Source organism: Jannaschia formosa (genome assembly GCF_003340555.1).
GTDB classification, from domain to species: Bacteria; Pseudomonadota; Alphaproteobacteria; order Rhodobacterales; family Rhodobacteraceae; genus Jannaschia; species Jannaschia formosa.
This window is the reverse complement of record NZ_QPLJ01000001.1, coordinates 45,052-71,717: the sequence shown is the minus strand read 5'-3', so window position 1 is coordinate 71,717 and position 26,666 is coordinate 45,052. Positions and strand designations below refer to the sequence as shown.

The 26,666-nt window shown below is 70.2% G+C and carries 27 protein-coding genes and 1 pseudogene; 16 read left to right on the top strand and 12 right to left on the bottom strand.

What is annotated here, in order from left to right; genetic code table 11:
• Positions 1 to 10 precede the first annotated feature (10 nt).
• Together pyrG and secG are read right to left on the bottom strand one after the other, a co-directional pair.
• Positions 11 to 1,654, bottom strand: a complete 1,644-nt coding sequence (gene pyrG / locus DR046_RS00385) for a CTP synthase (RefSeq protein ID WP_115378819.1) — start codon at positions 1,652 to 1,654, stop codon at positions 11 to 13.
• Positions 1,655 to 1,798: 144 nt separating this feature from the next.
• Positions 1,799 to 2,152 carry a preprotein translocase subunit SecG gene (gene secG / locus DR046_RS00380; protein ID WP_115378817.1) on the bottom strand — a complete coding sequence of 118 codons (354 nt, stop codon included), beginning with the start codon at positions 2,150 to 2,152 and terminating at the stop codon, positions 1,799 to 1,801.
• Between the two features lie 130 nt (positions 2,153 to 2,282).
• Here secG and DR046_RS00375 point away from each other — a divergent pair, with 130 nt between their 5' ends.
• Positions 2,283 to 3,575, top strand: coding sequence for an adenylosuccinate synthase (locus tag DR046_RS00375; protein WP_115378815.1), 1,293 nt, complete (start codon positions 2,283 to 2,285; stop codon positions 3,573 to 3,575).
• A gap of 28 nt (positions 3,576 to 3,603) precedes the next feature.
• Positions 3,604 to 3,837: a DUF2842 domain-containing protein gene (locus DR046_RS00370; RefSeq protein ID WP_115378814.1), complete on the top strand. Its 234-nt coding sequence runs from the start codon at positions 3,604 to 3,606 to the stop codon at positions 3,835 to 3,837.
• A gap of 592 nt (positions 3,838 to 4,429) precedes the next feature.
• Here the strand turns inward: DR046_RS00370 and DR046_RS00365 are convergent.
• A complete protein-coding gene (locus tag DR046_RS00365; protein WP_135227233.1) occupies positions 4,430 to 6,700 on the bottom strand; it encodes a hypothetical protein in 2,271 nt (756 codons plus the stop codon).
• Positions 6,701 to 6,875: 175 nt separating this feature from the next.
• On the opposite strand from DR046_RS00365, the gene DR046_RS00360 reads away from it, so the two are divergent.
• From DR046_RS00360 to DR046_RS24565, 8 genes are all read left to right on the top strand, one after another.
• Positions 6,876 to 7,568 carry a thiamine diphosphokinase gene (locus DR046_RS00360; protein WP_280652816.1) on the top strand — a complete coding sequence of 231 codons (693 nt, stop codon included), beginning with the start codon at positions 6,876 to 6,878 and terminating at the stop codon, positions 7,566 to 7,568.
• 32 nt (positions 7,569 to 7,600) lie between these two features.
• Positions 7,601 to 8,386, top strand: coding sequence for a ribose-5-phosphate isomerase RpiA (gene rpiA / locus DR046_RS00355; RefSeq protein ID WP_115378808.1), 786 nt, complete (start codon positions 7,601 to 7,603; stop codon positions 8,384 to 8,386).
• 107 nt (positions 8,387 to 8,493) lie between these two features.
• Positions 8,494 to 10,137 carry an MltF family protein gene (locus tag DR046_RS00350; RefSeq protein ID WP_115378805.1) on the top strand — a complete coding sequence of 548 codons (1,644 nt, stop codon included), beginning with the start codon at positions 8,494 to 8,496 and terminating at the stop codon, positions 10,135 to 10,137.
• 99 nt (positions 10,138 to 10,236) lie between these two features.
• Complete coding sequence (gor, locus tag DR046_RS00345) at positions 10,237 to 11,595, top strand: glutathione-disulfide reductase (RefSeq protein ID WP_115378803.1); 1,359 nt, start codon at positions 10,237 to 10,239, stop codon at positions 11,593 to 11,595.
• A 65-nt stretch (positions 11,596 to 11,660) separates the two neighbouring features.
• Positions 11,661 to 12,848 carry an FtsH protease activity modulator HflK gene (gene hflK / locus DR046_RS00340; protein WP_115378801.1) on the top strand — a complete coding sequence of 396 codons (1,188 nt, stop codon included), beginning with the start codon at positions 11,661 to 11,663 and terminating at the stop codon, positions 12,846 to 12,848.
• The gene (gene hflC, locus DR046_RS00335; RefSeq protein WP_115378799.1) at positions 12,848 to 13,957 is read left to right on the top strand and encodes a protease modulator HflC; all 1,110 of its coding nucleotides are present in this window, start codon (positions 12,848 to 12,850) and stop codon (positions 13,955 to 13,957) included. Before hflK ends, hflC begins: the two co-directional genes overlap by 1 nt.
• A gap of 270 nt (positions 13,958 to 14,227) precedes the next feature.
• On the top strand, positions 14,228 to 15,643 hold the full coding sequence (locus tag DR046_RS00330) for a Do family serine endopeptidase (RefSeq protein ID WP_115379688.1): 1,416 nt from the start codon (positions 14,228 to 14,230) through the stop codon (positions 15,641 to 15,643).
• Positions 15,644 to 15,895: 252 nt separating this feature from the next.
• Entirely contained in the window at positions 15,896 to 16,018 is a 123-nt protein-coding gene (locus tag DR046_RS24565) for a hypothetical protein (protein ID WP_280652815.1), read from the top strand.
• A gap of 4 nt (positions 16,019 to 16,022) precedes the next feature.
• Here DR046_RS24565 and DR046_RS00325 read toward each other — a convergent pair whose 3' ends face one another.
• Complete coding sequence (locus tag DR046_RS00325) at positions 16,023 to 16,748, bottom strand: heparan-alpha-glucosaminide N-acetyltransferase (protein ID WP_115378797.1); 726 nt, start codon at positions 16,746 to 16,748, stop codon at positions 16,023 to 16,025.
• On the bottom strand, positions 16,748 to 17,245 hold the full coding sequence (locus DR046_RS00320) for a peptidoglycan-binding domain-containing protein (RefSeq protein WP_167766813.1): 498 nt from the start codon (positions 17,243 to 17,245) through the stop codon (positions 16,748 to 16,750). Before DR046_RS00320 ends, DR046_RS00325 begins: the two co-directional genes overlap by 1 nt.
• A 171-nt stretch (positions 17,246 to 17,416) precedes the next feature.
• On the opposite strand from DR046_RS00320, the gene DR046_RS00315 reads away from it, so the two are divergent.
• From DR046_RS00315 to DR046_RS00295, 5 genes are all read left to right on the top strand, one after another.
• The gene (locus DR046_RS00315) at positions 17,417 to 17,740 is read left to right on the top strand and encodes a 2Fe-2S iron-sulfur cluster-binding protein (protein ID WP_115379686.1); all 324 of its coding nucleotides are present in this window, start codon (positions 17,417 to 17,419) and stop codon (positions 17,738 to 17,740) included.
• A 143-nt stretch (positions 17,741 to 17,883) separates the two neighbouring features.
• Complete coding sequence (locus DR046_RS00310; protein WP_245190739.1) at positions 17,884 to 18,594, top strand: FG-GAP repeat domain-containing protein; 711 nt, start codon at positions 17,884 to 17,886, stop codon at positions 18,592 to 18,594.
• Positions 18,582 to 18,974 carry a hypothetical protein gene (locus DR046_RS00305; protein ID WP_115378792.1) on the top strand — a complete coding sequence of 131 codons (393 nt, stop codon included), beginning with the start codon at positions 18,582 to 18,584 and terminating at the stop codon, positions 18,972 to 18,974. Before DR046_RS00310 ends, DR046_RS00305 begins: the two co-directional genes overlap by 13 nt.
• Before the next feature lie 63 nt (positions 18,975 to 19,037).
• Entirely contained in the window at positions 19,038 to 20,522 is a 1,485-nt protein-coding gene (gene glpK, locus DR046_RS00300) for a glycerol kinase GlpK (protein WP_115378790.1), read from the top strand.
• Positions 20,523 to 20,649: 127 nt separating this feature from the next.
• On the top strand, positions 20,650 to 21,315 hold the full coding sequence (locus tag DR046_RS00295; protein WP_115378788.1) for a hypothetical protein: 666 nt from the start codon (positions 20,650 to 20,652) through the stop codon (positions 21,313 to 21,315).
• Between the two features lie 8 nt (positions 21,316 to 21,323).
• On the opposite strand, the gene DR046_RS00290 is transcribed toward DR046_RS00295, so the two are convergent.
• The 3 genes from DR046_RS00290 to DR046_RS00280 all read right to left on the bottom strand — a co-directional run bounded on the left by DR046_RS00290 (position 21,324) and on the right by DR046_RS00280 (position 24,336).
• On the bottom strand, positions 21,324 to 22,490 hold the full coding sequence (locus tag DR046_RS00290; RefSeq protein ID WP_306418017.1) for an alpha-hydroxy acid oxidase: 1,167 nt from the start codon (positions 22,488 to 22,490) through the stop codon (positions 21,324 to 21,326).
• A gap of 100 nt (positions 22,491 to 22,590) precedes the next feature.
• Positions 22,591 to 23,571, bottom strand: a complete 981-nt coding sequence (locus tag DR046_RS00285) for an NAD(P)H-quinone oxidoreductase (RefSeq protein ID WP_115378784.1) — start codon at positions 23,569 to 23,571, stop codon at positions 22,591 to 22,593.
• 75 nt (positions 23,572 to 23,646) lie between these two features.
• The gene (locus DR046_RS00280) at positions 23,647 to 24,336 is read right to left on the bottom strand and encodes a COQ9 family protein (protein WP_115378782.1); all 690 of its coding nucleotides are present in this window, start codon (positions 24,334 to 24,336) and stop codon (positions 23,647 to 23,649) included.
• A 125-nt stretch (positions 24,337 to 24,461) separates the two neighbouring features.
• Here DR046_RS00280 and rpsU point away from each other — a divergent pair, with 125 nt between their 5' ends.
• On the top strand, positions 24,462 to 24,668 hold the full coding sequence (rpsU, locus tag DR046_RS00275) for a 30S ribosomal protein S21 (RefSeq protein WP_109564695.1): 207 nt from the start codon (positions 24,462 to 24,464) through the stop codon (positions 24,666 to 24,668).
• 275 nt (positions 24,669 to 24,943) lie between these two features.
• Here rpsU and DR046_RS24560 read toward each other — a convergent pair.
• From DR046_RS24560 to DR046_RS00255, 4 genes and pseudogenes are all read right to left on the bottom strand, one after another.
• A pseudogene (locus DR046_RS24560) lies at positions 24,944 to 25,318 on the bottom strand (aldo/keto reductase); the annotation flags it as partial.
• Between the two features lie 9 nt (positions 25,319 to 25,327).
• The gene (locus DR046_RS00265) at positions 25,328 to 25,954 is read right to left on the bottom strand and encodes a hypothetical protein (RefSeq protein ID WP_209313527.1); all 627 of its coding nucleotides are present in this window, start codon (positions 25,952 to 25,954) and stop codon (positions 25,328 to 25,330) included.
• 5 nt (positions 25,955 to 25,959) lie between these two features.
• Positions 25,960 to 26,097: an aa3-type cytochrome c oxidase subunit IV gene (locus DR046_RS00260; protein WP_115378780.1), complete on the bottom strand. Its 138-nt coding sequence runs from the start codon at positions 26,095 to 26,097 to the stop codon at positions 25,960 to 25,962.
• A gap of 58 nt (positions 26,098 to 26,155) precedes the next feature.
• Positions 26,156 to 26,635, bottom strand: a complete 480-nt coding sequence (locus tag DR046_RS00255) for a hypothetical protein (RefSeq protein ID WP_115379680.1) — start codon at positions 26,633 to 26,635, stop codon at positions 26,156 to 26,158.
• Positions 26,636 to 26,666 lie beyond the last annotated feature (31 nt).

Below are 26,666 nucleotides of genomic sequence, written 5' to 3'. Positions count from 1 at the left end.
CGGCCCCGCGTCAGACGAGGCGCGATTGCTCCTTCGCGGCGCGCACGAAATCGGCGAACAGCGGATGCGGCTCGAACGGCTTCGACTTCAGTTCGGGATGGAACTGCACGCCGATGAACCACGGATGGTCGGACCATTCCACGATCTCGGGCAGGCGCCCGTCGGGCGACATGCCCGAGAAGCATAGCCCGTGCTGCTCCAGCTGCTCGCGGAAGCGGATATCGACCTCGTAGCGGTGGCGGTGCCGTTCCACGATGGCGGTGTTGCCGTAGACCTGCGCCACGCGGGAGCCGTCGGTCAGCATCGCGTCGTAGGAGCCCAGCCGCATCGTGCCGCCCTTGGCGTCGTCCTTGCGCCGCGTCACCGTGGCGTTGCCCTGGATCCATTCCTTCAGGTGATAGACCACCGGCGTGAAGCTGCGCGGGTCGGCGCCTTCGGCGAACTCCTCGGAGGCCGCGTTGCCCAGGTCGGCCTTGTTCCGCGCCGCCTCGATCACCGCCATCTGCATCCCGAGGCAGATGCCCAGATAGGGCACCTTCTTCTCGCGCGCGAACTGGGCGGCCTTGATCTTTCCTTCCGTCCCCCGCTCGCCGAAGCCGCCGGGTACGAGGATCGCGTTGAAGCCCTGCAGGTGCGGGGCCGGATCCTCGCGCTCGAAGATGGCGCTGTCGATCCATTCGGCACGGACCTTCACCCGGTTCGCCATGCCGCCATGGGTCAGCGCCTCGGCGATGGATTTGTAGGCGTCCTCGAGCTGCGTATACTTGCCGACGATGGCCACGCGCACCTCGCCATCGGTGTTGTGGATGCGGTCGACCACGTCCTCCCACCGGGCGAGGTTGGGCTTGGGCGCGGGCGCGATGCCGAAAGCGTCCAGCACCGCCTGATCCAGCCCCTCGCGGTGATAGGCCAGCGGCGCCTCGTAGATCGACTTCAGGTCCTGCGCCGCGATCACCGAGTCGGGCCGGACGTTGCAGAACAGCGCCAGCTTCTCGCGCTCCTTCACCGGGATCGGCCCTTCGGAGCGGCAGACGAGGATGTCGGGCGCGAGGCCGATCGACCGCAGCTCCTTCACCGAATGCTGCGTGGGCTTCGTCTTCAGCTCTCCGCTGGCCTTGATGTAGGGCAGCAGCGTCAGGTGCATCAGCACGCATTGCCCGCGCGGCTTCTCCTGGCTGAACTGTCGGATCGCCTCGAAGAAGGGCAGGCCCTCGATGTCGCCGACGGTGCCGCCGATCTCGCAGAGCATGAAGTCGACCTCGTCCTCGCCGATGCGGATGAAGTCCTTGATCTCGTTTGTGACGTGCGGGATCACCTGGATCGTCTTGCCGAGGTAGTCGCCCCGACGCTCCTTCTCGAGCACGTTGGAATAGATCCGACCGGCGCTGATGGAATCGGTCGCGCGCGCGGCGACGCCGGTGAAGCGCTCGTAATGCCCGAGATCGAGGTCCGTCTCGGCCCCGTCATCGGTGACGAAGACCTCGCCATGCTCGAAGGGCGACATCGTGCCCGGATCGACGTTCAGGTAGGGGTCGAGCTTGCGCAGCCGCACGGTATAGCCCCGCGCCTGCAGCAGCGCGCCCAGGGCCGCCGAGGCCAGCCCCTTGCCGAGCGAGGAGACCACACCGCCGGTGATGAAGATGAAGCGCGCCATGTCGTGAAATCCCCGCGAAACGATGAGGCCGGACCGGGCCGGATGCCATTCCCACGGGACTCGGGCCTTAAAGCGATCCCCGCCCCGCCGCAACCGGGCGCGGCACGCTCGCCGCGGGCCCGGCCCGACGACGTCGGGTCGCGGTCAGTCCGCCCGCGGCGGCGTCAGCGGCGCGTCGCCCGTCGTCGGCGGCAGCAGGCTTTCACCCAGCGGCAGCGCCGGCGTCTCGACCGAGCCGTTGTTGGGCGGCAGCAGGTCGATGACCGAGCTTCCCGCCGCATTCTGCGCCGCGATCACCGTCAGCGCGACCGAATTGGCCAGGAACAGCGCGCCCAGCGCCCAGGTCAGCTTGGTCATCGCCGTGGCGGCTGCGCGACCCGTCATGGTGCCGCCTCCGCCGCCCATGCCGAGGCCTCCGCCTTCGGAGCGCTGCAACAGCACGACCCCGATCAGGGCGACCGCGATGATCAGGTGGATGAGGAGCAGGACGGTTTCCATCGGAGGCCTATCTTCGATGCTGACCGGGGCTACCTAGAGACGCGCGCCGCAGGCCGCAAGGGGCGGGCCTTGCCGTCTTCCGGCACTGTGCGCTAGGGGGCCACGGTCAGCTTTCGGGAAGGATGCGCGAATGGCCAACGTCGTGGTGGTCGGCGCCCAGTGGGGCGACGAGGGCAAGGGCAAGATCGTCGACTGGCTGTCGGAGCGCGCCGACGTGATCGCCCGGTTCCAGGGCGGCCACAACGCGGGCCACACGCTGGTCGTCGACGGTGAGGTCTACAAGCTGTCGCTGCTCCCTTCGGGCATCGTGCGCGGCGGCAAGCTCAGCGTGATCGGCAACGGCGTCGTCCTCGACCCCTGGCACCTCGTGAAGGAGATCGCGCAGCTGCGCGGGCAGGGCGTCACCATCACGCCCGAGACGCTGATGATCGCCGAGAACACGCCCCTGATCCTTCCGATCCACGGAGAGCTCGACCGCGCGCGCGAGGAACAGACCTCCGTCGCCAGGATCGGCACGACCGGGCGCGGCATCGGCCCCGCCTACGAGGACAAGGTCGGCCGCCGCGCCATCCGCGTCGCCGATCTGGCCGATCCGGCGACGCTGGAAGCCCGCGTCGACCGCGCGCTGGTCCATCACGATGCGCTGCGCCGGGGGCTGGGGCTGGAGCCGGTGGACCGCGATGCTCTGATCGCCGCGCTGCAGGAGGTCGCGCCGACGGTCCTCGAATACGCCGCTCCGGTCTGGAAGGTGCTGGACGAGAAGCGCCGCGCCGGCCGCCGCATCCTGTTCGAGGGCGCGCAGGGCTCGCTGCTCGACATCGACTTCGGCACCTATCCCTTCGTCACCTCGTCGAACGTCATCGCCGGCCAGGCCGCGACCGGCACCGGCATGGGGCCGGGCGCCATCGATTTCGTCCTGGGCATCGTCAAGGCCTACACCACCCGCGTCGGCGAGGGCCCCTTCCCGGCGGAACTAAAGGACGCCGACGGCCAGCGCCTGGGCGAGCGCGGCCGGGAATTCGGCACCGTCACCGGCCGCAAGCGCCGCTGCGGCTGGTTCGACGCGGTGCTGGTGCGCCAGACCTGCGCGACTTCCGGCGTGAACGGCATCGCGTTGACCAAGCTCGACGTGCTCGACGGGTTCGAGACCCTAAAGATCTGCACCGGCTACGACCTGGACGGCGAGCGGATCGACTACCTGCCGACCGCCGCCGACGCCCAGGCCCGCTGCGTCCCCGTCTACGAGGAGATGCCGGGCTGGTCGCAATCGACCGAGGGCGCGCGCTCGTGGAACGACCTGCCTGCCGAGGCGATCAAATACGTGCGTCGGGTCGAGGAATTGATCCGCTGCCCGGTGGCGCTACTCTCCACCTCGCCGGAGCGGGAGGACACGATCCTCGTGACCGACCCGTTCGAGGACTGACCCGACCCAGCCGCAGGAGACCGCCCGCATGGCCCTGTCCTACAAGGCCCGAAAGCGCCTCTCGATCCTGATCGTTCTGGTCGGGGTCCCGCTCTATATCGTGGCGGCCGTGTCGCTGGTGGCACTGCTGCCGCCGCTGCCGGTGGCGGTGGAGTTCGTGATGTATGCTGTTCTCGGCATCGCCTGGGTCTTTCCGCTGAAACCCATCTTCCGCGGCGTCGGCCAGCCCGACCCGGACGCGCCGCCCCCGGACGGGCAGTAGTCGGCCTGCGCCACGGGCCACCCTGCTCTGGGGGCAGGACGCAGGCCGCGGCGCGGGGGCGGCGCTCGACCGGGATGGCGGGCGATGCCTGAAAGCGAGAGTGCGGCGACGCCGGTTCCATCGCGACAAAATAAATGCGCGCAAGATTGGCGTCGATCCGGGAGAGCGGGAGAGGGGCGGCTGCGGCCGAGATGGCCACTATGGAAGCGCCCGGCTCGACGGCCCCTCGAACTGGGCGGGGTGTCTCGGCGCGCCCGCCTCGGCCCTTCTGGCGCCGGACGACAATATCGACCGGACAGGACCCCGCCCGGCTTCGCCCCATTGCGACGTTCTCAAGAAGTCCTGACCCCATAAAAGCCTTCGTAGCCTCAGGCGCATCGGGTTTTCGCTATGGCCGGACGGGCGAGTCAGGCCGAGGCGAGTCCGGCGGGCTTCGATTTCTCGGAACATCTCCGACACATCGGCGGGGCAGGGCATTGCGATGGCGCGGGGTTCGTTTGGTTGCCGGCCGGACACGCAGCAGGGCCGGGTCGATGACGACCCGGCCCTGTGGAGGGGCGAGGAGCGGCCCGTGCCGGGCGCGTGGCCGGTCTCAGCCGGCGCGCCGGGTGGCCTTGGTCTGGAACCGGGATTCCGTGCCCAGGGTGAATGTGCCGCGGCCGACCTTGCGGATCGTGCCGTCGCGCAGCAATTGACCGAAGCCGCGCAGGCCGTCCTCCCGGCTCAGATCGTCCACGGCCTCGGCTGCAAGGTGCAACAGCCGCGGGCGCGAGAAGCTCTCCTGGCCCATCACCGTCGCGCTGTAGACGGCGGCGGCCTCGAGCACGTCGGCCAAGTCGACCGCGCCGACATCGATCGCGAACTGCTCGAAGTCGTCACCGGTATCCGGCGCGCGGAGCCCCTTCGACAGGCCCTCTGCGATGTCAGTCTCGGGCGCCGCGGCAGCCTCGACCTCCTGCTCGGGCTCGGGGGCCGGCTCGACCCGCTGCTCGGAGATGAGCACGAGGGGCGCGCCGCGGTCCTGACGGGACCCGTCGGCGGCAGGGTCGCCCTCGGCCGGCTTGCGGCGCGGGCGCACCGTGTTGGCGAGATCCTTGCGGTAGGCGCCGGAGGCGTCGGTCTTCTCGGTCTCGATCGTGTCGTCGGCACGGCGCGCGGCGACGGCGGCTTTCAGATGCGAGATGTTGGCGTGGCGCCGCGACGTATCCTCACCCGACAGGCGGCTGTCGGTGGCGGCGAAGAGACGTTCCAGGTCGTTCGGGTCCGCCTCGGTGGGCTCGGCGTCCTCGATCTCCTCGGGCGCGTCGTCCATGGCCGCGGTGCGCGGACCGGCCTCGGCCTCGATGGCGGCCAGTTCCGACAGCAGGTCCGGGTCGTCGCTGCCGGCCTCGGGATGGAGGTCGGCGCGGGCGGGCGCCTCGAGATCGTCGTCCCCGTCCTCGTAATCCTCGGCGTCGTCGTAATCCTCGACAGCGGTCTCGGGGGCGGTCGCGCCGGTGGCGTCACGGGCGAGTTCTTCCTCGATGGCGGCGAGTTCGGCCATCAGGTCGGCATCCTCGTCCCGCTCGGCATCGGGCGCCGCCGCGATGGCCTCGGCCTCGACCGGCTTGCGCTTGCGGACCTTGCGGATGGTAACCCGGGCCTCGGGCTGCTGGGCGATGGGCGCCTCGGGCTCCTCCCCGGGGCGGGGCGAGAACATGGCGGCGAGGTCGGCGGTGAGGGAGTCGTCCTCCGCGCTCCGCCGCGCGGCTTCGGCATCCGGCCCGGCCAGCGCGTCCTTCTCATCCGTCGTGCCGTCCTCGGCGACGAGGTCGGCCCGGGCATCGTCGCCTTGGGCCATCGTGTCGTCCTCGGCCGCGACAGCGTCGTCGTCGGCAACCACGTCCTCGGCAGGGACCTCGATCGTGTCGGCGGCGGGTTCCGGCATGTCGGCGTCGACCGCGTCGAGCATGTCATCCGCCGGAACCTCGTCGTCAGCTCCCGCCTCGACCGGATACTCCTCGACCGGAGTGTCCTCCAAGGGATCCTCGTCGACGGTCACGTCCGCGTCGGGCTCGACCGCCATCTCCGGGTCGTCGTCCAGGGTGGCCGCTTCGGCGAGATCCGCATCGTCGGCGTCGGCATAGTCCGCATGCGCCTCGAAGGGCATGTCCTCGGCCGCGTCCTCGGGGGTCGCGACCTCGACCTTCAGGTCCTCGATCTCCGTGTCGTCGTCCGAATCAGCGGCGCCCGACAGATCGTCGAGCTCCGGAGAGGCGGCATGATCGTCGGCGACATCGTCGTCCTGCGCCGCGTCGTCAGCCGGATCGAACGAGTCGTCGTCGAGGTCGAACCCCGCGTCCGCGGGCGCCTCGTCGGCGACGTCGCGCAGCCGCGCGAGCTTCGACGACGCGCTCTCCGCCTCCTGCGCATCCTCGGCGGCCTGAGCGTCGGCCAGGTCGTCCAGGGACATGTCGTCCTCGAACGGATCGTCGGCGTGCTGGGCTTCGGCCAGGTCGTCCACGGAGGCGTCGTCCGCGAAGGGATCGTCCGCGGCCGCGTCGAGGTCGTCGTCCTGATCCTCAACCTCCTGGTGTTGCGCGAGTTTCTCCTCGGCGATCTTGTCCTCGACAGCGGCGAGAAGGTCCGGTTCGGCCTCGGACGGCCTGAGCACCAGGCGTCCGCTGGAATTGTCCGCGCTGACCGGCCCGTGCATCGAGGCGGCGGCGATCTGCTCGAGCCTCTCCATGTCCGGGGTCGGCGGCTCCGCCCCGAAGTAACGGTCCTTGGCGGCCAGGTCGCGGAAATACTCCGCGATCTCGGTCATGGCGGTGAACGGATCCTCGAACCCCTCCAGCGTGCAGGAGAAGGTGCCATAAGTCACCGTCAGTATCTTGTTTGCAGGCACCATTTCAGCGACCCCTTCCTTCCCGGACGGGAAAATTGTTCCACTTCCCGGTGACTATGACAAAACAAATCCATTCAAATCGTGCCGCCTTCGGGGCGTTTTGGCGAATGCCACCGGCGGAGTTCCGCCATCTTCGGGATGCGGAAGCCAGGTGACCCCCCCTTCGTGCCCCGGCGCGGCCGGCCCGGCCGAGACGATTGTCGGTGGAGCGCCGGTTAGCATGCCGATCCTGAACAAGGCCTTAACGCTCGCCCCCCGGCTCGCGGCAGCGGATGGCGGCGCGGACACCCTGCTGGCCGCAGGGCTCCGCCCCGACCGGGTGGTGGGCGACATGGACAGCATCTCGCCCGCGGCGCGCGCGGAATTCGCGGAGGTGATGCACCCGGTGGCGGAGCAGGACAGCACCGATTTCGCCAAGGCGCTCCGGAGTTCGGAGGCGCCCTGGACGTTGGGCGTGGGATTCCTGGGCGCGCGAATCGATCACACGCTGGCCTGCCTGAGCGAGATGGCCCGGGGGCGGGCGCGCTGCGTCCTGCTGGGCGAGGCCGATTGCGTCTGCATCCTGCCGCCGCGCCTGTCGCTGTGCCTGCCGCTGGGCAGCCGCGTCTCGCTCTGGCCGCTGGGGCCGGCCGAGGGGCGCAGCACCGGGCTCGAATGGCCGGTGGACGGGATCGCGATGGCCCCGGATGGCCGGATCGGAACCTCCAACCGGTCCATCTCGCCGGAGGTCACGCTGCGATTCGAGGGGGCGCCGGTCGCGCTGTTGCTTCCCTCCGACGCCATCGCGCCGCTGTTGGAGGCCCTGGGTTTCCGGTCTCGCCCGTCCGCCCCGCCCGCCCTATAAGTGTCGCGCAGGCCAGCGCAGAGGGGCAGGGGATGGCAAAGCTCAATCCGATCGACATGGCGAAATACGTCTCGGCGCGCCGCGCGCTCGACTATGTCGAGGACGGGATGCGGATCGGTCTGGGCACCGGCTCGACGGCGGCCTGGATGGTGCGCTGCCTGGGCGACATGGTGCGGGAGGACGGGCTGCGGGTCACCGGCGTGCCGACCTCGTCCCGCACGGCAGAGCTGGCGCGCGAGGTGGGCGTGCCGATCGCCACGCTGGAGGACGTCAAGTGGCTGGACTTGACGATCGACGGCGCCGACGAGTTCGACGACGACCTGGCTCTGATCAAGGGCGGCGGCGGCGCGCTCCTGCAGGAGAAGATCGTGGCTACCGCCTCGGACATGATGGTCGTCATCACCGATCCGGGCAAGAAGGTCGACACGTTGGGCGCCTTCCCGCTGCCGGTGGAGGTGATCCCCTTCGGCTGGCAGACCACGAAGGCGCTGATCGAGGAAAGCCTCGTCGGCATGGACGTGGGCGGGCGCAGCACGACGCTGCGTCTGAACCGCGACGCGCCGTTCCGAACCGACGAGGGTAACCTGATCCTCGACCTGCACCTGCGCCGGATCGGCAATCCGCGGCAGCTGAGCCTCCTGCTCAACCAGATCCCCGGCGTGGTCGAGAACGGGCTGTTCCTCGACATCTGCGACGTGGTCGTCGTCGGCGCCGCCGACGGCTCGGTCGAACTGCGCGACGTCAACAACGGCACCGTCCGGCAGGAGCGGGTCGACCTCGAGGCCGAGGACAATCTCTTCACCGACGTGACCGACTGACCGGCGATCTCGGACCCCGGCGCGGCCGTCCCGCGTTCACCTCCTGACTTCCAACCGAGCGGCCCGGGCCCCGAGCCACGGGCCGCAAGCGTCAGGAGATTCCCCTCATGATCCGATCGATCGCCGTCATCGCGGCCTTCGCGCTGTCGCTCCCCCTTCCCGCGTCGTCCCAGGTCGTCACCCCGCGGCCCGGAGCAGAGGCGCTGGCCCGCCCGGTCCCGGTGCCGCGACCCGCGCGCAGCCCCGCCATCCGCGTCTCGCCAGACGGTGACGCCGACGAAGGGCTCACCGAGCTGGCCGACCGTCTGCTGCGCGGATCGGTCGCGCGCGAGGAGGCGGACGTCATCATCGAGGCGGTGCTGGAGCCGGATACGGGCGGGCTCGACGAGATCCGGGACCGCGGGTTCCTGCGCATGGCGGTCGCGCCCGACCCGCTGATGATCGTCCATGACGGCGAGCGCGCCTTGGGCGTCGCGACCGAGATCGCCCGCGAGCTGGAGCTCTACATGGCCGACCAGCCCGGCGCGCGTGACACCCCCACGGTCGTCGTGCCGACGCCGATGCCCCGGCGCGAGATCCCCGACAACGTCGATGACGGGCGGAGCGACTTCACCACCCTCACCGTCACCCGCGCCGAGGAGGTGTCGGGCCTGGCCTACACGCGGCCATTGATCGAGGGCGTCAACGACGTCGTCGTCCTGGGCGAGGAGGCGCCGGAGATCGACGGAATCGACGATCTGACGGGGCTGCCGATCTACCTGGCCGAGGACGGGCGCTATGCCCGCAACGCCCGGGCGCTCAACCGCAAGCGGGCGGCGCGGGGCAAGCCTCGGCTCGACCTGCGCTTTGTCGATGGGCGGCTCGACGACTACGACCTGATCGAGATGGTCGAGATCGGCCTGATCCCGGCCACCATCGCGACCGACTTCAAGGCGCGCTTCTGGCAGACGGTCTATCCGTCGATCGAGGTGCGCGACGACATGCCGCTCACCCGCGACGCGCGCATCGCCTGGGTCATGCGCGCCGACAATCCGGAGCTCGCCCGCCTGCTCGACGGTTTCGCCGAGATGATGCGGCAGGGCACGCCGCTCGGCAACGCCGTGCTGCAGCGTTACGCCACGTCGGCGGAGTGGATCGAGAACCTTGACACCGAAGGCGCCCGCGCCCGCCTGACCGAGGTCGGCCCTGTCATCCACGTCTACGCGGACCGGTTCGGCTTCGACCCCGAGCTGCTGATCGCGCAAGCCTACCAGGAAAGCCGCCTCGAACAGTCGAGCCGTTCGCCTGTCGGGGCCATCGGGGTCATGCAGGTCATGCCCGCCACTGCCGCCGACCCGGTGGTCGGCATCCCGGACGTCACCACGCTCGACGCCAACGTCCATGCCGGGGTGAAGTACCTGCGCTGGCTGCGCGACACTTTCTTCGACGACCCGGCCATCGACCCGCTGGACCGCACGCTCCTGTCATTCGCGGCCTACAACGCCGGTCCCGGCGGCGTGCAGCGCGCGCAGGAGCGGGCGCGCGAGATGGGGCTCGACCCGCATGTCTGGTTCGAGAATGTCGAGGTCGCGATCCAGCAGGCCGTCAGCCGCGAGCCGGCGATCTATGTGCGCAACATCTTCAAGTACTACGTCGCATACCGCCTGCTGGCCGACCTCAGAAAGGAAGCCGAGACGGTGCGCGAGGACGTGACGGACGGTCTGTCGGATGGGCCCGGGCCGGTCGCGGGCGTGGGCGCCGCGCCGCGCTGAGGTCCGGGCGGCCTTTCGATCTCGTGAACGCGCCCCAGTCGCAGCTTGAGCGCCGGGCGCCCCCGGGCTAGGTCCGAGCGACGCTTGCGGGAGGGCCCCATGGAATTCGACTACGACCTCTTCGTCATCGGCGGCGGCTCCGGCGGCGTGCGGGCGGCGCGGCTGACGGCGCAGGACGGTCACAAGGTCGCGCTCGCCGAGGAGAGCCGGATGGGCGGGACCTGCGTGATCCGCGGCTGCGTGCCGAAGAAGCTGATGGTCTACGCCTCCGAGTATCCCGAGGCGATCCACCTCGCGCAGCGATACGGTTGGGGCGCCGAGACCGGCGGTTTCGACTGGGAACGCTTCAGGACCCATCTGAATACGGAGTTGGAACGGCTCGAGAACGCCTATCAGACGAACGTCGAGAAGGCCGGAGTCGAGATCTTCAAGCAGCGCGCCCGGATCGCCGATCCGCATACGGTCGAGTTGGCCGACGGCACGACGAAGACCGCCAAGCACATCCTCGTCGCCGTCGGCGGGCATCCGAACAGGCCCGACATGAGGAACGCGGAGCTGGGGCTCGTCTCCGACGACCTGTTTCATCTCGGCGCGTTGCCGAAGAAGATGCTGATCGTCGGCGCGGGCTATATCGGCTGCGAGTTCGCGGGCATCTTCAACGGGTTGGGCGTCGATGTCAGCATGTTCATCCGCAAGGCCCAGATCCTGCGCGGCTTCGACGACGAGGCGCGCGGACATATCGCCGACTGCATGCAGGCGCGGGGCGTGACGCTCCATACCGGCTGCGCACCGACTGCCATCGAGAAGCGCGACGGCGGCATCTGGGTCAAGGGCTCCAACGGGCACGAGGAGGTGTTCGACTCGCTGCTCTGGGCCGTGGGCCGCAGCCCCAACACGAAGGGGCTCGGCCTCGAGGAGGTCGGAGTCAAGCTCAACCGCCGCGGCGCCATCGAGGTCGACGACTACTTCCAGACCGCCGTGCCTTCGATCTACGCGCTGGGCGACGTGATCGGCCGTGTGGAGTTGACCCCGGTCGCCATCCGCGAGGCCATCGCCTTCAACAGGACCGTCTTCAAGGGCGAGAAGACGAAGATGGACTACGACCTGATCCCCTCGGCCACCTTCACCCAGCCCGAGATGGGCTCGGTCGGCCTGACCGAAGAGCAGGCCGAGGCGCAGGAGCCGACGCTTGTCTACGCCGCCGCCTTCCGCCCGATGCAGTCGGCCTTCGCGGGCGTGGAGGAGCGGGTGCTGTTCAAGCTGCTGGTCTCGAAGGAGACGGACAAGGTGCTCGGCGCCCATATCGTCGGTCCTTCGGCCGCCGAGATGATCCAATTCGTCGCGGTCGCCTTGAAGATGGGGGCCACCAAGGCAGACTTCGACAGGACTTGCGCGGTGCATCCCGCCATGGCCGAGGAAATGGTCACCCTGAAGGACCCCGTGCGGGTCCTTGCTTGAACCGGCGCATGGGCGGGCCAATCTAGAGCGCAACGAGAAGACAGTTTGAGGAAGGGACAGTCCTGATGGCAGGAAATGGCGGCCCCTGGGGGGGCGGTGGCAATTCCGGCGGCGGGCGCGGCTCCGGTGAGGGGCCCGGTCGCGGCGGACCGCAGCGACCCAACGGCGGGCGGCGCCCCGGAGAGGGTTCGAACATACCCGAGATCGACGATCTGGTCCGCAAGGGACAGGACCAGCTTCGCGTGCTGATGGGCGGGCGCGGCGGTGGGCCGCGGCGTCCCAATGGCGGCGGCGGTGGCCCGGGGTTCGAGTTCAACCGGACGACGATCGGGATCATCCTCGTCGCGGTGCTCGGCTTCTGGGCCTATCAGTCCTTCTACACGGTGCGCCCGGAGGAACGCTCGGTCGAGCTGTTCCTCGGCGATTTCCAGGGCTCCATCGGCCAGCCGGGCCTCAACTTCGCGCCCTGGCCCGTCGTGACGGCCGAGGTCATCCCGGTGGCGACCGAGCGGACCGTCGATGTCGGTCTCAACACCAACAACCGGGACGGCCAGGGCCTGATGCTCACCGGCGACGAGAACGTCGTCGACATCGAGTTCCAGGTCGTCTGGAACATCGCCGATCCGGCGGAATTCCTGTTCAACCTGCGCGACCCCGAGCAGTCGGTCCGCGCCGTCTCCGAATCCGTGATGCGCGAGATCGTGGCCCGATCGCAGCTGGCGCCGATCCTGAACCGCGATCGCGGCATCATCGCCGACGAGCTGCGCGAGCTGATCCAGTCGACGCTCGACAGCTATGACGCGGGCGTCAACATCATCCGCGTCAACTTCGACCGTGCCGACCCGCCCGAGCAGGTGATCGACGCCTTCCGGGACGTGCAGGCCGCCGCGCAGCAGCGCGACCGGCTTCAGTCCGAGGCGGATGCCTATGCCAACCGCGTCCTCGCCGGCGCGCGCGGTGAAGCTGCCCAGCTTCTGGAAGAGGCCGAAGGCTACCGCGCCCGCGTCGTCAACGAGGCCGAGGGTGAGGCGTCCCGTTTCACCAGCGTCCTCGCGGAATATGCGAACGCGCCCGAGGTCACGCGGAAGCGCCTCTACCTCGAGACGATGGAGCAGGTGCTGGGCGACGTGGACAAGATCATCGTCGACAGCGGCATCGGCGGCGCGGGCGAGGGGGGCGGCCAGGGAATCGTTCCCTACCTGCCCCTGAACGAGCTTCGCGGCGGCCGGAACACCCAAGGGGGGACCAACTGATGAAGCGTTCCGTCTACCTTCTGCCCATCGCGGCGGTCGCACTCGTCCTTCTGGTCTCGTCGATCTTCGTGGTCGACGAGCGTCAGAAGGCCCTGGTGCTGCAATTCGGCCGCGTCGTTTCGGTCAAGGAAAATCCGGGGCTCGCCTTCAAGCTGCCGCTCGTCCAGGACGTGGTCTACTACGACGACCGGATCCTGTCGCGCGACGTGCAGCCGCTCGAGGTGACGCCCGCGGACGACCGCCGTCTCGTGGTCGACGCCTTCGCACGCTACCGCATCGCGGACGTCGTGCGGTTCCGGGAATCGGTCGGCGTCGGCGGCATCGCACGGGCCGAGAACCTGATCGACTCGATCCTGAGAGCCGAGTTGCGCGAGGTGCTGGGTTCGGTCTCGTCCGACGACATCCTCTCCGAGGATCGCGCGGCGCTGATGCTGCGCATCGCCACCGGGGCCCGCGCCGACGCGCTGGCGCTGGGGTTGCAGATCATCGACGTGCGCCTCAAGCGCACCGACCTGCCGCCGCAGAACCTGGAAGCCACCTTCGCCCGGATGCGGGCGGAGCGGGAGCGCGAGGCCGCGGACGAGGTCGCGCGCGGCGAGGAAGCCGCGCAGCGCATCCGCGCCCAGGCCGACCGGACCGTGGTCGAACTGACCTCGGACGCGCGGCGCGACGCCGAGATCACCCGAGGCGAGGCCGATGCGGCGCGGAACGCCATCTTCGCGCAGGCCTTCTCGGCCGACCCGGAGTTCTTCGAGTTCTACCGCTCGCTCACGGCCTATACCCGTGCGCTCCAGGGCTCGAACTCGACGCTGGTGCTGTCGCCTGACTCGGACTTCTTCAACTACCTGAAGACCGACGACATCGGCGCGGGCGATGGCGGCGTCGTCCGGGCGCCGGCGATCCAGGTCGTGCCCGAGCCGGGGTCGGAGACATCTCCCGAAGGACAGCAGGGCAGCCAGCAGGATGCCGGGGCCCAGCCGGACGCGCCGGAGGTTCCGCAGCAGGACGCCCAGACCGAGCCGGAGGCGCCCGTGGGCGCCGAGGCCGATGTTGCCGATGCCGGGGAAGACGGCGGCGCGGCCACCGTGATCGTGCCGATCGAGAACTGATCCCGCTCTCGACCCGGTCCCGATACGGCCGCCCTTCAGGGCGGCCGTTTTCGTTGACGCGGGCCTTGGCGTCGCGTCGGCCGTGCCTTACGTTGCGCCACAAGACCGGTGTCACGCCCATGTGATGCCGCGTTCCGTTGTATCCTGCTGACATGGTGCGGATATGCCACGCACCGGCCACCGGAGCCCCGGACGAGACCGGACATCTGAGGAGGGAGCACCTTGTTCATAGACCCCAATTTCAGACGGCCCCTCGGCGTGTTGCGCGCCATGGCCGTCGCAATCACGACATCCGGCGTGCTGATCGTCAGCAGCGTCGCAGCCACGGCCCAGGGCCGGCCCGACAGCTTCGCCGATCTGGTCGACCAGGTGGCGGGCGCCGTCGTCAACATCACCACCAACACCACCGTCGCCGCCGCGGGACCGGGTCCAAACTCGGGCAACCCGCTCGAGGACTTCTTCGAGGAGTTCCGCGACCGCAACGGCGAGGGCATGCCCGACCGTCCCAGCCGCCGCGGCTCGGCGCTGGGTTCGGGCTTCGTGATCTCCGAAGACGGCTACATCGTGACGAACAACCACGTCATCGAGAATGCCGACGAGATCATGATCGAGTTCTACTCCGGCACCGAGCTGGAGGCGGAACTGGTCGGCACCGACCCCAACACGGACATCGCGCTCCTGAAGGTGGAAAGCGAGACGCCGCTGCCTTTCGTGCCCTTCGGCGACAGCGAGGCGATGCGCACCGGCGACTGGGTCATGGCGATGGGCAACCCGCTCGGCCAGGGCTTCTCGGTCTCGGCCGGCATCGTGTCGTCGCTGGGGCGGGAGCTTCAGGGCGCCTATGACGACTACATTCAGACCGACGCGGCCATCAACCGCGGCAACTCGGGCGGCCCGCTCTTCAACCTCGACGGCGAGGTGATCGGCGTGAACACCGCGATCCTGTCGCCGACCGGCGGCTCGATCGGCATCGGCTTCGCAATGTCGTCCAATGTAGTGACCAACGTTGTCGACCAGCTTCAGCGCTATGGCGAGACCCGTCGCGGCTGGCTGGGCGTGCGCATCCAGGACGTCGACCCCGAGCTGGCCGAGGCCTTCGGTCTCGAAGAAGCCCGCGGCGCGCTCGTCACGGACGTGCCCGAAGGCCCCGCCAAGGAGGCCGGGATCGAGGCGCAGGACGTCATCCTCAGCTTCGACGGCATCGAGATCGACGACACCCGCGAGCTGGTCCGCACCGTCGGCGGCGCGCCGGTCGACAAGGCCGTCCGCGTGACGATCTGGCGGGATGGCGAGACCCAGACCCTGCTGGTCACCCTGGGCCGCCGCGAAGAGGCGGAGCGTGCCGTTCCGGCGTCCTCGCTCGACACGCCCCAGGATCCCGCCGAGGTCGAACTGATGGGCATGACCGTCAGCACCCTGACCGATGAGCTGCGCACGCAGCTCGGGCTCGACGAGGACGCGACCGGCCTGGTCGTGTCGGATATCGATCCCGACAGCTCGGCCTACGAGAAGGGCCTGCGCGCGGGCGACCTGATCGAGGAAGCGGGTCAGATCCGCGTCGAGACGGTCAGCCAGCTGGAGGAGCGTCTTGAGGAGGCCCGCGAGGCCGGCCAGAAGAGCTTCCTGCTGCTGATCCGCCGCGGCGGCGACCCGCGCTTCGTCGCGCTCTCGCTCGACGAGGAGTGATCGGGCCGATGGCCTGAGAGGAAGGGCGCCCCGCGGGGCGCCCTTTTTCGTTGCCGCCTTTCCCGGGGCGGTGCCGCCTTGCCCGCGACCCGGAAGCCGCGCAGGCTCGGCCCATGCCGACATGGAGTGCAACGCCGGACGATCTTGACCCTTGGGCGCGCTGCGGGCGCGGCTCTGGCCGGACACGGCGATCGGCGAGCATACCGACGAGGCACACGACCGCTGCTCGCCCAGGTCGGGCGCGCGTTCTGCGTGTTCCTCGACCAGGACGAAGCCTCCGATACGGCGCTCAAGAATGTCGGGAGCCAGGCCTTCCACGCCGCAAGCGGGTTCGAGGAAAGGGCGCGCGTGGTCTTTTTCCGAATGAAGCTCTGATCGATCAGCGCGTCAGCCAGAGCCAGCCAAGGATCCCGCCTATCAGCACGGGCTGGTGGATCAGGTAGATCGCCAGCGAATGCCGTCCGGCCCAGGCGAGCGCATCGCCCGCGCGCCCCGCCCGCAGCGGCGCGAGGCGCGGCCAGATGTCCTGCTCGGATCCGAGCCGTCCGGCCGCCACTCCGAGCAGCATCGGCGCGAGCCACGGCACGACGGGTTCGTAGTCGATCATCGGCGGGTAGACCCGGCCGAGCCCCGTCCAGACCCAAGCCGCGCCGTCGAAGGCGGGAAAGGCGAGGCCTGGTCCCCAGACCAGGATCGCCGCCGCCAGAGCAACCGTCACCCACCAGGGCAGGCGCAGCGCGGCGAGGCTCAGGACCGAGCAGGCGGCGATCGAATGGAGGATGCCGAACCGCACCCAGGCCTCGGGCACGGCGACGAAGGTTCCGACCGAGACCGCCGCCGCCGCCGCGACGAGGATGCCGAGGCGCCTGAGGAACCCGCGCCAGCGTATCCCCGTCCCATGTGCAAGCCAGAGGCCCACGCCCGCAAGGAACAGGAAGCTGCCCGCGATGCCCTTGGCCCAGGCTTCGAAGAGCAGCCCGTAGCTCATCCAGGCGGGCGGGACGCCCAGCATCCTGAGGTCGAACAGGAAGTGGAACGCGACCATGTTGGCCAGCGCCAGCCCGCGCGCCCAGTCGAGCAGGGGCACCCGCCCCGGCAGCAGCATCAGGCGTCGCGTCCCAGCACGACCAGCCCGAGCCTTTGGGCCGACGCGGTCGAAAGCTCCGCGCTTTCGAGCGCCTCCTCGGCCTGGAAGGCCGCGACCGCGGCTTGCGTCGCGCGGTCGTAGTCGCCGCTGACCGGGCCGTCATAGAGCCCGCGCACCTGCAGCGCGCGCTGGACCTGCATGACGAAGTCCGGGTCGCGGCGCTGCAACGCGCAGGGGGTCTCGAAGCGGGTGATCTCTCGCGGCGTCACGATGCGGGTGGAGGTCACGCTGCGGAACTGGGCGGGACGCAGCACCGTGCCGTCGGGCGCGGTCATGGCCGGGACCTCGACGGCCTGCTCGGTCACCGTCTCGAGCACGGCGGGGGTAATGCCCTCGGCCTGGCAGGTGGAAATCGCCGGGGCGGGCAGGCCGGAGGCGCGGGTCACGTCCCCGGCCGGCGCCGGCGCGCAGCCCCAGAGGACGGGCAGCGTCAGGAGGAGGGAAAGGCGGGCCATGACTCGTCTGCTCGTTTCGGCGCCTCTGCCGGGTGCCTGCGGGCGAAAGCCTAGCGCAGGCGGGCCGGGGGCGCCTGTCGCACGGGCGGGGGAGGAGCGAACTCCACGCCGATTGTTGCGCCCGGGCCACCGCAAGGCTAGGTCCCGGAGCGACACCTGACGGAGCGATGGATGCCCAAGATCACCTATATCGAACATGGCGGCAAAGAGCATGTCGTCGACGTCCCCCTGGGCCTGACCGTGATGGAAGGCGCCCGCGACAACGGCATCCCGGGGATCGAAGCCGATTGCGGCGGCGCCTGCGCCTGTTCGACCTGCCATGTCTATGTCGACCCGGCCTGGGCCGACAAGCTGCCCGCCAAGGACGCGATGGAGGAGGACATGCTGGACTTCGCCTACGAACCCGACCCCGCCCGGTCCCGCCTGACCTGCCAGCTCAAGGTGACCGAGGCGCTGGACGGTCTGGTCGTGCAGATGCCGGAGAAGCAGATCTGAGCGCGGCTCACCCTCGCGCCGGGGCGCCTCGGGCGGGGGCGCCGCGCCGGGCCGCGCGCGGGTGGCGCGGTCTTGCCCGCGGCGCGTGTCTGGCCGCGGCGCTGGGGGCGACAGGGGCCGAGGCCTGCCGGCAGGCGCCCGAGTTGTCGGCGGTCCCGGGCTCGGTCACACGGTTCCAGACCGACGATCCGCAGGCGCTCCGGGCGGCCTGGTACGAGGAGCTGACGGACGCCTATCCGCGTGGCGTGCTGGGCGACGCGCTGGAACCCACGGTGCTGCGCGCCCTGAGCGGCGCGACCTCCGCCGCCTGCGGGGTGAGCGTGTCGGCAGGGCCGGGCTTCGTCTTCGAGGACATCGTCCCGCGGCTCGCCGATCTCGACGGGGACGGGCGGCCCGAGGTGGTCGCCGTGCGGAGCCGTCTCGACGCGGGCGCGCAGCTGATCGTCTACGCCCTGGACGGCGAGACATTGGCGCCGCTGGTCGCCACGCCCCATATCGGCCGCCCGAACCGCTGGCTTGCCCCTGCCGCCATCGCGGATCTGGACGGCGACGGCGCCGTCGAGATCGCCTATGTCGACCGCCCGCATCTCGCCCGGACGCTGCGGGTCTGGCGCTACGAGGGCGGCGCGCTGAGAGAGATTGCGGCGCTGGAGGGCGTGACCAACCACCGGATCGGCGAGGTCTTCATCTCCGGCGGGCTGCGCCACTGCGGCACGGGGCCCGAGATCGTGCTGGCCTCGGCGGACTGGACGCGCATGCTGGCCCTGCGCTTCGACGGCGCCACCTTCGACACAACCGACCTCGGCCCCTGGTCGGCCAAGGCTGCGGAAAGGGCACTCGCATGCGACCTCTGATCCTCGCGCTCCTGTTCGCCTTCCCCGCCGCCGCCGAGGAGGTGCCGCTGACGCCCGACCAGCTGCTCGACCGGCTGGTCGGCACGACCGCGGCCTTCACCACCGTCCCGGGCGACTATCCGGTCGGCATCGAATACTTCCCGTCCCGCACCCGCAGCTTCTGGCAGCCCGCGGGCGGCTATTGCGTGAACGGAAAGCTGACGATCCGTAAGGACCAGCTCTGCTTCCGTTACGAGGACGAGCCCGAGGTCGAACATTGCTGGACCGCCTTCGAGGAAGACGGCGGGCTCTTCGTGCGGGCCGACGGATCGGGGCAGGTGCAGCGCGTCCGCCCGGCCGACGGCCTGCCCTTCGATTGCGTCGACGGCCTGATCTCCTGAGGCGGGCTCCCTTGCCCCAGGGGACGCCATCGGCCAAACCGTCCTGAGACTAGGGAGGCCCGCATGACTCATATCCTCGCCATCGATCAAGGCACCACGTCCAGCCGCGCGATCCTGTTCGACGGGGCGATGAAGATCGTCGGCACCGCGCAGCAGGAATTCACCCAGCATTTCCCCGACAGCGGGTGGGTGGAGCATGACGTGGCCGACATCTGGCGCTCCGTCGAGGCCACCTGCCGGAAGGTTGTGGCGGATCACGGGCTCTCGGCGAAGGACATCGCCGCCATCGGCATCACCAACCAGCGCGAGACGACCCTGGTCTGGGACCGCAAGACCGGCGAGCCGATCCACCGCGCCATCGTCTGGCAGGACCGTCGCACGGCGAAGTTCTGCGAGAAGCTGAAGCAGGACGGGCATGAGACCACGGTGACCGACCGGACGGGGCTGCTGCTCGATCCGTATTTCTCGGGGACGAAGCTGAGCTGGCTGCTGGAGAACGTCGACGGAGCGCGGGCGCGGGCCGAGGCGGGGGAGCTGCTGTTCGGCACCGTGGACAGCTACCTGATCTGGAAGCTGACTGATGGGGCCGCGCATGTCACCGACGCGACCAATGCCTGCCGCACGATGCTCTACAACATCCACGAGGGACGCTGGGACGAGGAGGTCTGCGGCCTGCTCGGCGTGCCCCTCGCCATGCTGCCGGAGGTTCGCGACTGCGCGGCCGAATTCGGGACGACGACCCTGCTGGGCGGGCAGGTCCCAATCCTGGGCGTGGCGGGCGACCAGCAGGCGGCGACAGTCGGGCAGGCCTGCTTTGGCAAGGGGATGCTGAAATCGACCTACGGGACGGGGTGCTTCGCGCTGCTCAACGTGGGCGCAACACCCGTCCGGTCGCAGAACCGGCTTCTTGGGACGGTCGCCTACCAGCTCGACGGGGTGCCGACCTATGCGCTGGAAGGGTCGATCTTCATCGCGGGCGCGGTGGTGCAATGGCTGCGCGACGGGTTGGGGATCATCGGCAAGGCCGCCGATACCGGCCCGCTGGCCGAGAAGGCCGACCCGCACCAGCGGCTCTACCTCGTGCCCGCCTTCACCGGACTCGGCGCGCCCTACTGGGATGCCGAGGCGCGGGGCGCGATCTACGGCCTGACCCGCGGCTCCGGCCCGGCGGAGTTCGCGCGGGCGGCGCTGGAATCGGTCGGCTACCAGACGCGGGACCTGCTGGAGGCCATGGCCTCGGATGTCGGTGGGCTGGGCGAGACGGTCCTGCGCGTCGACGGCGGCATGAGCGCCTCGGACTGGTCGATGCAGTTCCTCTCGGACCTTCTGGGGGCGCCGGTGGACCGCCCCGAGGTGCGGGAGACGACGGCGCTGGGCGCGGCCTGGCTGGCCGGGATGCGCGCGGGCGTCTACCCCGACCAGGAGGGATTCGCGAAGGAATGGCGGCTGGAGCGCCGGTTCGAGCCCGAGATGAGCGCCGAGGAGCGCGCGGCCCGCTACGACGGCTGGCGCGATGCGGTGAAGCGGACGCTGACGGCGGCGCGGTAATGCATCGCATATATCCGGGCCGAGGCGAGGGAGTGGGCTCCGGCGCGGTGATGCGGGGCGTCGGGCTGGGCGGGACACCGCTTCGCCCGAGTCCTCCCCGGTGACGGCAGGCGGGCAGAGCGGGCCCTTGGCGCATCGGGTCGCCGCCGCCGTCCTGTGCCTTCTGTCCCTCCTCGCCGCTGCTCCCGCCCAGGCCGAGGAGTGCCCCGGCTTCTACCGCTTCGTCGAATTCGGGCTCCTCGACCGCGACGGCATGCTGCGCCCGGGGGGCACCGTGCTGCGGGGCATCGACGCGGAGGGCGCGCCGATCCTGCGGACGGATGCCACGGTCTGCCAGGCGATCCAGGGCGTGCGGCGGGACGGGCCGGGGAACCCGATCCCGATCGTGTCCGAGGTGGCCTTTGACCCCGCGCTCCTGCCGCTCGACCTTGGGGCGCTGCGCCTTTCGGCCCATGACGACCTTGCCGCCCTGACAGAGCGCATCGCCGCTCCACACCGGGCGGCGCTGGCCGGGGCCGAGCCGGTCACCGGGCCGGACTTCCTTTGCGTGAGCGGCCCGGCGGTAGAGAGCTGCCAACTGGCCTCGCCCTATGGCCCGGACTTCCCCCTTGTCGTCTATTGCGACGACGCGGGCTGCGAGATGCCGGCCCTCGCCTACGACGATCGGATCGCCGTGTCCGCCCGCTGGGACCGGCAGGCCACGACGCCGGAGGAGCTCGGGCCGGAGATCCGGTCCCGGATCGAGGCCCTTCGTGCCTTCCTCGCCGCGCAGTCCAACCGGGCAGGGCGGTAGCGGGCCGGTCAGCCCCGCTGCGCGGGGATGAGGCGCCCCGGAAGGTCGTCCAGCGAGGCCGCGCCGATCTGGGTCATGTTCGACACCATGTCGGATTTCAGCATGTGCACCAGGTGATCGACACCCCGCCGCCCGAAGGCCGCCAGCGCGAAGTACCAGGCTTTCCCGAGGAAGACGAACTCCGCCCCGAGCGCCAGCGCCCGCAGGATGTCGAGCCCGCCCTGCACGCCCGAGCAGAAATAGACCGGCACGCGCCCGCCCACAGCCTCGATCACCGGGGGCAGGCAGTCGATGGCCGCGGGGCCGCCCTCGAACTGACGGCCGGAATGGTTGGAGACCCAGATCGCATCGACCCCCATCTCGATCAGCCGCGCGGCGTCGGCAGGATCGGCCACGCCCTTCACGACCAGCGGACCCTTCCATTCCTCGCGCAGCGCGCGGATGTAGCCATCGTCCGGGAATCCCCGGATCAGGCGCCCGGCATGAACGAAGGCGTCCTTGCCCTTCGCCTGCGGGCCGTAGCTGTTGGGGAACTTCATCGTCGGCTGGCCGTGCTTCAGCACCCCCATCGCCCAGGCCGGGCGGGCCATGATCGAGGCGACGATCTTCGGGGTCATCACCGGCGGCATCGAGACATGGGCGCGGCGCTGACGCTCCCGCCGGCTCTCGCCCGGGACGTCCACGGTCACGACTAGCACGCGCCAGCCCGAGGCTTCGATCCGGCGCAGCATGTCCCGGCGGATCTCCGGATCGCGGACGGGATAGTGCTGGAACCAGCCCATTTCGCCGGCGAGCGGGCCGGTATCCTCGGGCGTGGCCGCGGCGACGGTGGACTGGCCGTATGGGATGCGGTGGTCGGCGGCGGCGCGGGCCAGGATGCGCTCCGCATCGGGCCAGAGCAGCCCTGCCATGCCGACGGGCGCGATGCCGAAGGGCAGGGCATGCTCGACGCCGAGCGTGCTGCGGGTCAGGCTGGGCGTGAACTCCCCGCGCAGGATCGCGGGCATGAAGCGAACCTCGTCGAGGCGGGCGCGGTTATGGGTGACGCCCTTCTCCGTGCCGGTGCCGCTGTCGAGATATTCGAAGGCGAAATGGGGCATCCGCGACCTGGCGGTGCGGCGCAGGTCGGAGAGTGCGGGATGGGTGACGTCGAGATCCATGGGTCGGCCTTGCACTGCGCGAGGGGCGACGCGGCGGAGGGCAGGGCAAGCCCTCCGTCGCATCACGTTTTTGATACTTACGGTCTCAATTCCTGTACAGGGCGCATCGCGCCGCTCAGCGCACCTTCAGGACGATCTTGCCGATATGCTCGCCGGCCTCCATGCGGGCATGGGCGGCGGCCGCCTCGGCCAGCGGGAAGATCCGGTCCATCACCGGGGCGACGGTACCGGCGTCGAGCAGCGGCCAGACCTCGGCGCGCAGGCTCTCGGCGATGCGCGCCTTGGCGAGGTCCGATTGCGGGCGCAGGGTCGACCCGGTGATCGTCAGGCGGCGGACCATCAGGGGCGCGAAGTTCACCTCGACCTTCGGGCCCTTCAGGAAGGCGATCTGCACGAGGCGCCCGTCCTCGCCTAGCGCCTTCAGGTTGCGGGGCAGGTAGTCGCCGCCGACCATGTCGAGGATGACGTCGGCCCCGCCCTCGGCGCGCAGGCGCTCGACGAAGTCCTCCTCCCGGTAGTTCATCGCCTCGGCGCCGAGCCTCTCGCACACGGCGACCTTCTCGTCAGACCCGGCGGTGGCGAAGACTCGCGCGCCCCGGGCGCGGGCGAGCTGGATCGCCGTGGTGCCGATCCCGCTGGTGCCGCCATGGACCAGGAACCGCTCGCCCGCGCGCAGCCCGGCGCGGTCGAACACGTTCGTCCAGACGGTGAAGAAGGTCTCGCAAAGCGCGGCGGCCTCGGCCATCGACAGCCCCTCAGGGATGCGCAGCGCATGGTCGGCCGGGGTGACCGCGTATTCGGCATAGCCGCCGCCGGGCAGCAGCGCGCAGACCGCATCGCCCTCGGCCCAGCGGGTCACGCCCGCGCCGACGGCGGCGACCGTGCCGGCGCATTCCAGCCCCGGCAGGTCCGAGGCGCCCGGCGGCGGGTCGTAGGCGCCCGCACGCTGAAGCGCGTCGGGGCGGTTCACGCCCGCATGGTCGATGGCGATCAGGATCTGGCCGGGCCCGGGCTCGGGGACCGGCCGGGTGGTGGGGGTGAGGGCCTCGGGGCCGCCGGGGGCGGCGATCTCGACGGCCTGCATTGTCTTTGGCATCAGGGGTCCCGGACTTGCTTCGTCCGGCAGACTAGAGATCGCGCCCCGGAGGGTCCAGCGATGTCGGCCCGGCGCCTATCGCCCCGGCGTGCCCCAGTAGCCCGGCAGGTTCGAGGGCGGGCGGGCCGGAGGCTTGCGGATGCGCGACAGCACGAGATTCGGCCCCGCCATCAGCCGCGACAGGATCGGCGAGGCGTTGACCTGCGCCTTGAGCTTCTCGAAACGCATCACATCCTCGATCCGGCGGTCGAGGAAGGCCCAGGTCTCGCGATGGCTCTCGGACTGGTCGCCCAGCCAGTAGAGCACCGTCGAGGAATAGACCCCCGACAGGATCGCGCGCTTGGAATACCAGTTAACGTCATCCGACGTGTCACCCAGCGCGTTCCAGATCGCGTCCGCCGTGCCCCAGAGCGCCCGCGTCCCGTCGGCGGCGTGCATCGGCAGGGTGAAGAGCGTCATGCCGCGGCGCACGGCCTCCCGGTTCTCCTCGGCGAGGAGGATGCGGGTGCGCACCGCATGGGCCACGCGGTCACGATAGCGCAGCGCGCTCAGGTCCTCGGCCTCGAGCTGCCGGGCCATGCGCGCGTCGTCGCGGCGGTGGAAGGCGAGCGCGAGGTCCAGCGCACCGCGCGGGAAGGCGGCCCGGGCCTCGGCGGGCGAAACGCCGGTGTCGTCCACGGCGGCGCGGAAGGCGGCCTCCGACCAGCCGTCGAAGGGGACGTGCATCAGGGCGGCGTCGATCAGGCGGTCCTCGAATTCGGTCATCGCTGTCCTCCGGTCTGGCTGGTCGTTTTCCGATCCGTCTGGACATCTAGGGCCGGAGCCGCTAGACGGCCACTTCCTGCACGGACCTATCCGACACTCTTACCTAGAAAGGTGGTGAAAACCACATGCAGGTCAGCGTTCGCGACAACAACGTCGATCAGGCCCTCCGGGCCCTGAAGAAGAAGTTGCAGCGTGAGGGCGTCTTTCGCGAGATGAAGCTCAAGCAGCATTTCGAGAAGCCCTCCGAGAAGAAGGCGCGCCAGAAGGCCGAGGCCATTCGGCGTGCCCGCAAGCTCGCTCGCAAGAAGGCCCAGCGCGAAGGGATGATGTAAGTCACCCGCCGTTCTGGACGGATCGACCCCCCGGTGCCGCGCGGCGCCGGGGGGTCTTGCGTTTCAGGGCATCGGGGCACCGCGCGCCGCCTCCAGCACGGCATACCACTGCGTCCGGTCGACCCGAAGGTCGAGCGCCCTCGCCGCCGCCCGGACGCGGGCGGGTTGCGGCCGACCGACTGCCGCCGCGCGTCCGCCCGTGGCGCCGAGGATCGCGCCGCCGCCCGGCGGCGAGCAAGGCCATCGGCGCGTCGAGGTGCCGGGCAAGCGCGCACCTGCGACGGCGTGAAGTTCGAAACCCCGAGGGCCCGCACCTTGCCGGCGCGCAGCAGCGCGTCCAGCGCCTCTGCGACCTCGGCCGGACCGGTCAGGTCGTCCGGATGATGCACGAGGAACAGGTCGATCCGGTCCGTGCCGGGCCGCGCCAGCGACGCCTCGTGGTAGGCGGTGCGTGCCGCGCGCGACGAATCGTAGGGTAGGCCGAGAAAAACACCGCCGCCGTCAGCGGTGCCACGGACGGCGGGCGCTCGCCGGGGCCGGGCGCCTGCCTGGCCTTGGGCGGGACGGGGCGCAGGACAGCGGCAGGGCGTTCGACTTGGGACCTGCGGGCGAGTACCCGGAGGATAGGACCGCCCGCCGCCGGCGGTCAGGCGCGGCAGTCAGTATGCCGCGCGCTCGAACCCGTCATCAGTCACGCGGGCGACGCGCGGACGGTCAGGCGAAGACTCGTCGACCGTGTCGTCGAAGATCTTGCTCTCCGTCACGCCGGGAAGTTCGGCGAAGTCGCGCATGACGCGGTCCGGATACCAGCTGCGCCCCACCGAGGCGAAGCCAAGCTCCTGCAGGATGCCCGAGATGGCGATGCCGCAGGTCGCCTTGCCCGCCGGGCCATGCGCCTTCACCAGCGCCAGCGCCTGCTCGGCCATCTCGGGCGAGACGACCACCTCCTGCACGACCATGTGGTAGGTCGGGCGGGCGTGATAGTCGGTGTAGAATTCCAGCATCGTGGGGGTGATGCCGTGCAGCACGTCGCCCCGCTCCGGCGCCGTCGGATGCCGCCAGGTCCCGGCGGGATCGAAGATCACCCGCTCGCTGCCGGACACCATCAGCGCCGAATGCCCGCCGGCGCCGGAGCGGTTGTTGATTGCCGTCAGCAGGGTCAGCTTCGGGGGCCCGGGCTCGGCCCAGGCGCGGGCCTGGACCTCTTCCAGCGGAGCATAGACGTTGTCGGCCCCGCAGCCTGCCAGGACCGGCAGGGCGAGGGCCAGGGCCAGCGCGAGGCGCATCGCGGTCAGGTCCGGAAGATCGCCAGGAAGATGAGGATGGCGATGATGACGATCACCGCCCACTTGGTCATGGTGATGAAGCCGGCGAAGGTCTTCTCCTGCTGGCTGGTGTCCATGCTGCCGTGCTTGTGCTCGTCGGCCATCGGGTCGTCTCCGGTCGGGGCTGAATCGCGGCCTCCATAGCGCGGCCCGACCGGGGTGTCACGTCGCGGGCGCTGCGTCACCGTCACGCGCCTCGCCGTCCTCCTCTTCCAGTGCGCGGGCGAGGCGGAAGCCGATGCGCACCGGTTCGGGATGCTCCGGCGGGCGGGGGACGGCGCGCAGAAGGATGTCGAGCCGGCTCACATGGATCAGCTGCTGGCAACGCCGTCCCTGGGCGTCGCGCCCGGTGAAGGTCAGGATGTCCGGGGCCGAGAAGCCCAGCCCTTCGATCCGCAGCACGCCCGCCGCCCCGCCGGTGAAGCCCATCGCGACCTCCTCGTCGGGGGTCAGGCCCTCCTCGAACTGGCGCAGGTAGAGGACGACGCGCTGGAAGGCCCACTCGGCGGGGGTCTTGGCGGCCTTCGAGCGGGCGGCCCGGCCCATCGGCGGCGCGGGTTCGCAGCCCTCGGCGCGCAGTTCCTGGGCGCGGGGGAGGGCGTCGGCCTCGAGCGCCTCGGCGGCAGTGTGGATCTCGGTCATGGGGTGGACCATGGGGCGGCGGAGGCTGTCG

Excerpts from the sequence above, each read along its gene's own strand:
- pyrG (WP_115378819.1), bottom strand. The coding sequence starts at position 1,654 with ATGGCGCGCTTCATCTTCATCACCGGCGGTGTGGTCTCCTCGCTCGGC.
- secG (WP_115378817.1), bottom strand. The coding sequence starts at position 2,152 with ATGGAAACCGTCCTGCTCCTCATCCACCTGATCATCGCGGTCGCCCTG.
- DR046_RS00375 (WP_115378815.1), top strand. The coding sequence starts at position 2,283 with ATGGCCAACGTCGTGGTGGTCGGCGCCCAGTGGGGCGACGAGGGCAAG.
- DR046_RS00370 (WP_115378814.1), top strand. The coding sequence starts at position 3,604 with ATGGCCCTGTCCTACAAGGCCCGAAAGCGCCTCTCGATCCTGATCGTT.
- rpiA (WP_115378808.1), top strand. The coding sequence starts at position 7,601 with ATGGCAAAGCTCAATCCGATCGACATGGCGAAATACGTCTCGGCGCGC.
- DR046_RS00350 (WP_115378805.1), top strand. The coding sequence starts at position 8,494 with ATGATCCGATCGATCGCCGTCATCGCGGCCTTCGCGCTGTCGCTCCCC.
- gor (WP_115378803.1), top strand. The coding sequence starts at position 10,237 with ATGGAATTCGACTACGACCTCTTCGTCATCGGCGGCGGCTCCGGCGGC.
- hflK (WP_115378801.1), top strand. The coding sequence starts at position 11,661 with ATGGCAGGAAATGGCGGCCCCTGGGGGGGCGGTGGCAATTCCGGCGGC.
- hflC (WP_115378799.1), top strand. The coding sequence starts at position 12,848 with ATGAAGCGTTCCGTCTACCTTCTGCCCATCGCGGCGGTCGCACTCGTC.
- DR046_RS00330 (WP_115379688.1), top strand. The coding sequence starts at position 14,228 with ATGGCCGTCGCAATCACGACATCCGGCGTGCTGATCGTCAGCAGCGTC.
- DR046_RS00325 (WP_115378797.1), bottom strand. The coding sequence starts at position 16,748 with ATGCTGCTGCCGGGGCGGGTGCCCCTGCTCGACTGGGCGCGCGGGCTG.
- DR046_RS00320 (WP_167766813.1), bottom strand. The coding sequence starts at position 17,245 with ATGGCCCGCCTTTCCCTCCTCCTGACGCTGCCCGTCCTCTGGGGCTGC.
- DR046_RS00315 (WP_115379686.1), top strand. The coding sequence starts at position 17,417 with ATGCCCAAGATCACCTATATCGAACATGGCGGCAAAGAGCATGTCGTC.
- DR046_RS00305 (WP_115378792.1), top strand. The coding sequence starts at position 18,582 with ATGCGACCTCTGATCCTCGCGCTCCTGTTCGCCTTCCCCGCCGCCGCC.
- glpK (WP_115378790.1), top strand. The coding sequence starts at position 19,038 with ATGACTCATATCCTCGCCATCGATCAAGGCACCACGTCCAGCCGCGCG.
- DR046_RS00285 (WP_115378784.1), bottom strand. The coding sequence starts at position 23,571 with ATGCCAAAGACAATGCAGGCCGTCGAGATCGCCGCCCCCGGCGGCCCC.
- DR046_RS00280 (WP_115378782.1), bottom strand. The coding sequence starts at position 24,336 with ATGACCGAATTCGAGGACCGCCTGATCGACGCCGCCCTGATGCACGTC.
- rpsU (WP_109564695.1), top strand. The coding sequence starts at position 24,462 with ATGCAGGTCAGCGTTCGCGACAACAACGTCGATCAGGCCCTCCGGGCC.
- DR046_RS00265 (WP_209313527.1), bottom strand. The coding sequence starts at position 25,954 with ATGCGCCTCGCGCTGGCCCTGGCCCTCGCCCTGCCGGTCCTGGCAGGC.
- DR046_RS00260 (WP_115378780.1), bottom strand. The coding sequence starts at position 26,097 with ATGGCCGACGAGCACAAGCACGGCAGCATGGACACCAGCCAGCAGGAG.
- DR046_RS00255 (WP_115379680.1), bottom strand. The coding sequence starts at position 26,635 with ATGACCGAGATCCACACTGCCGCCGAGGCGCTCGAGGCCGACGCCCTC.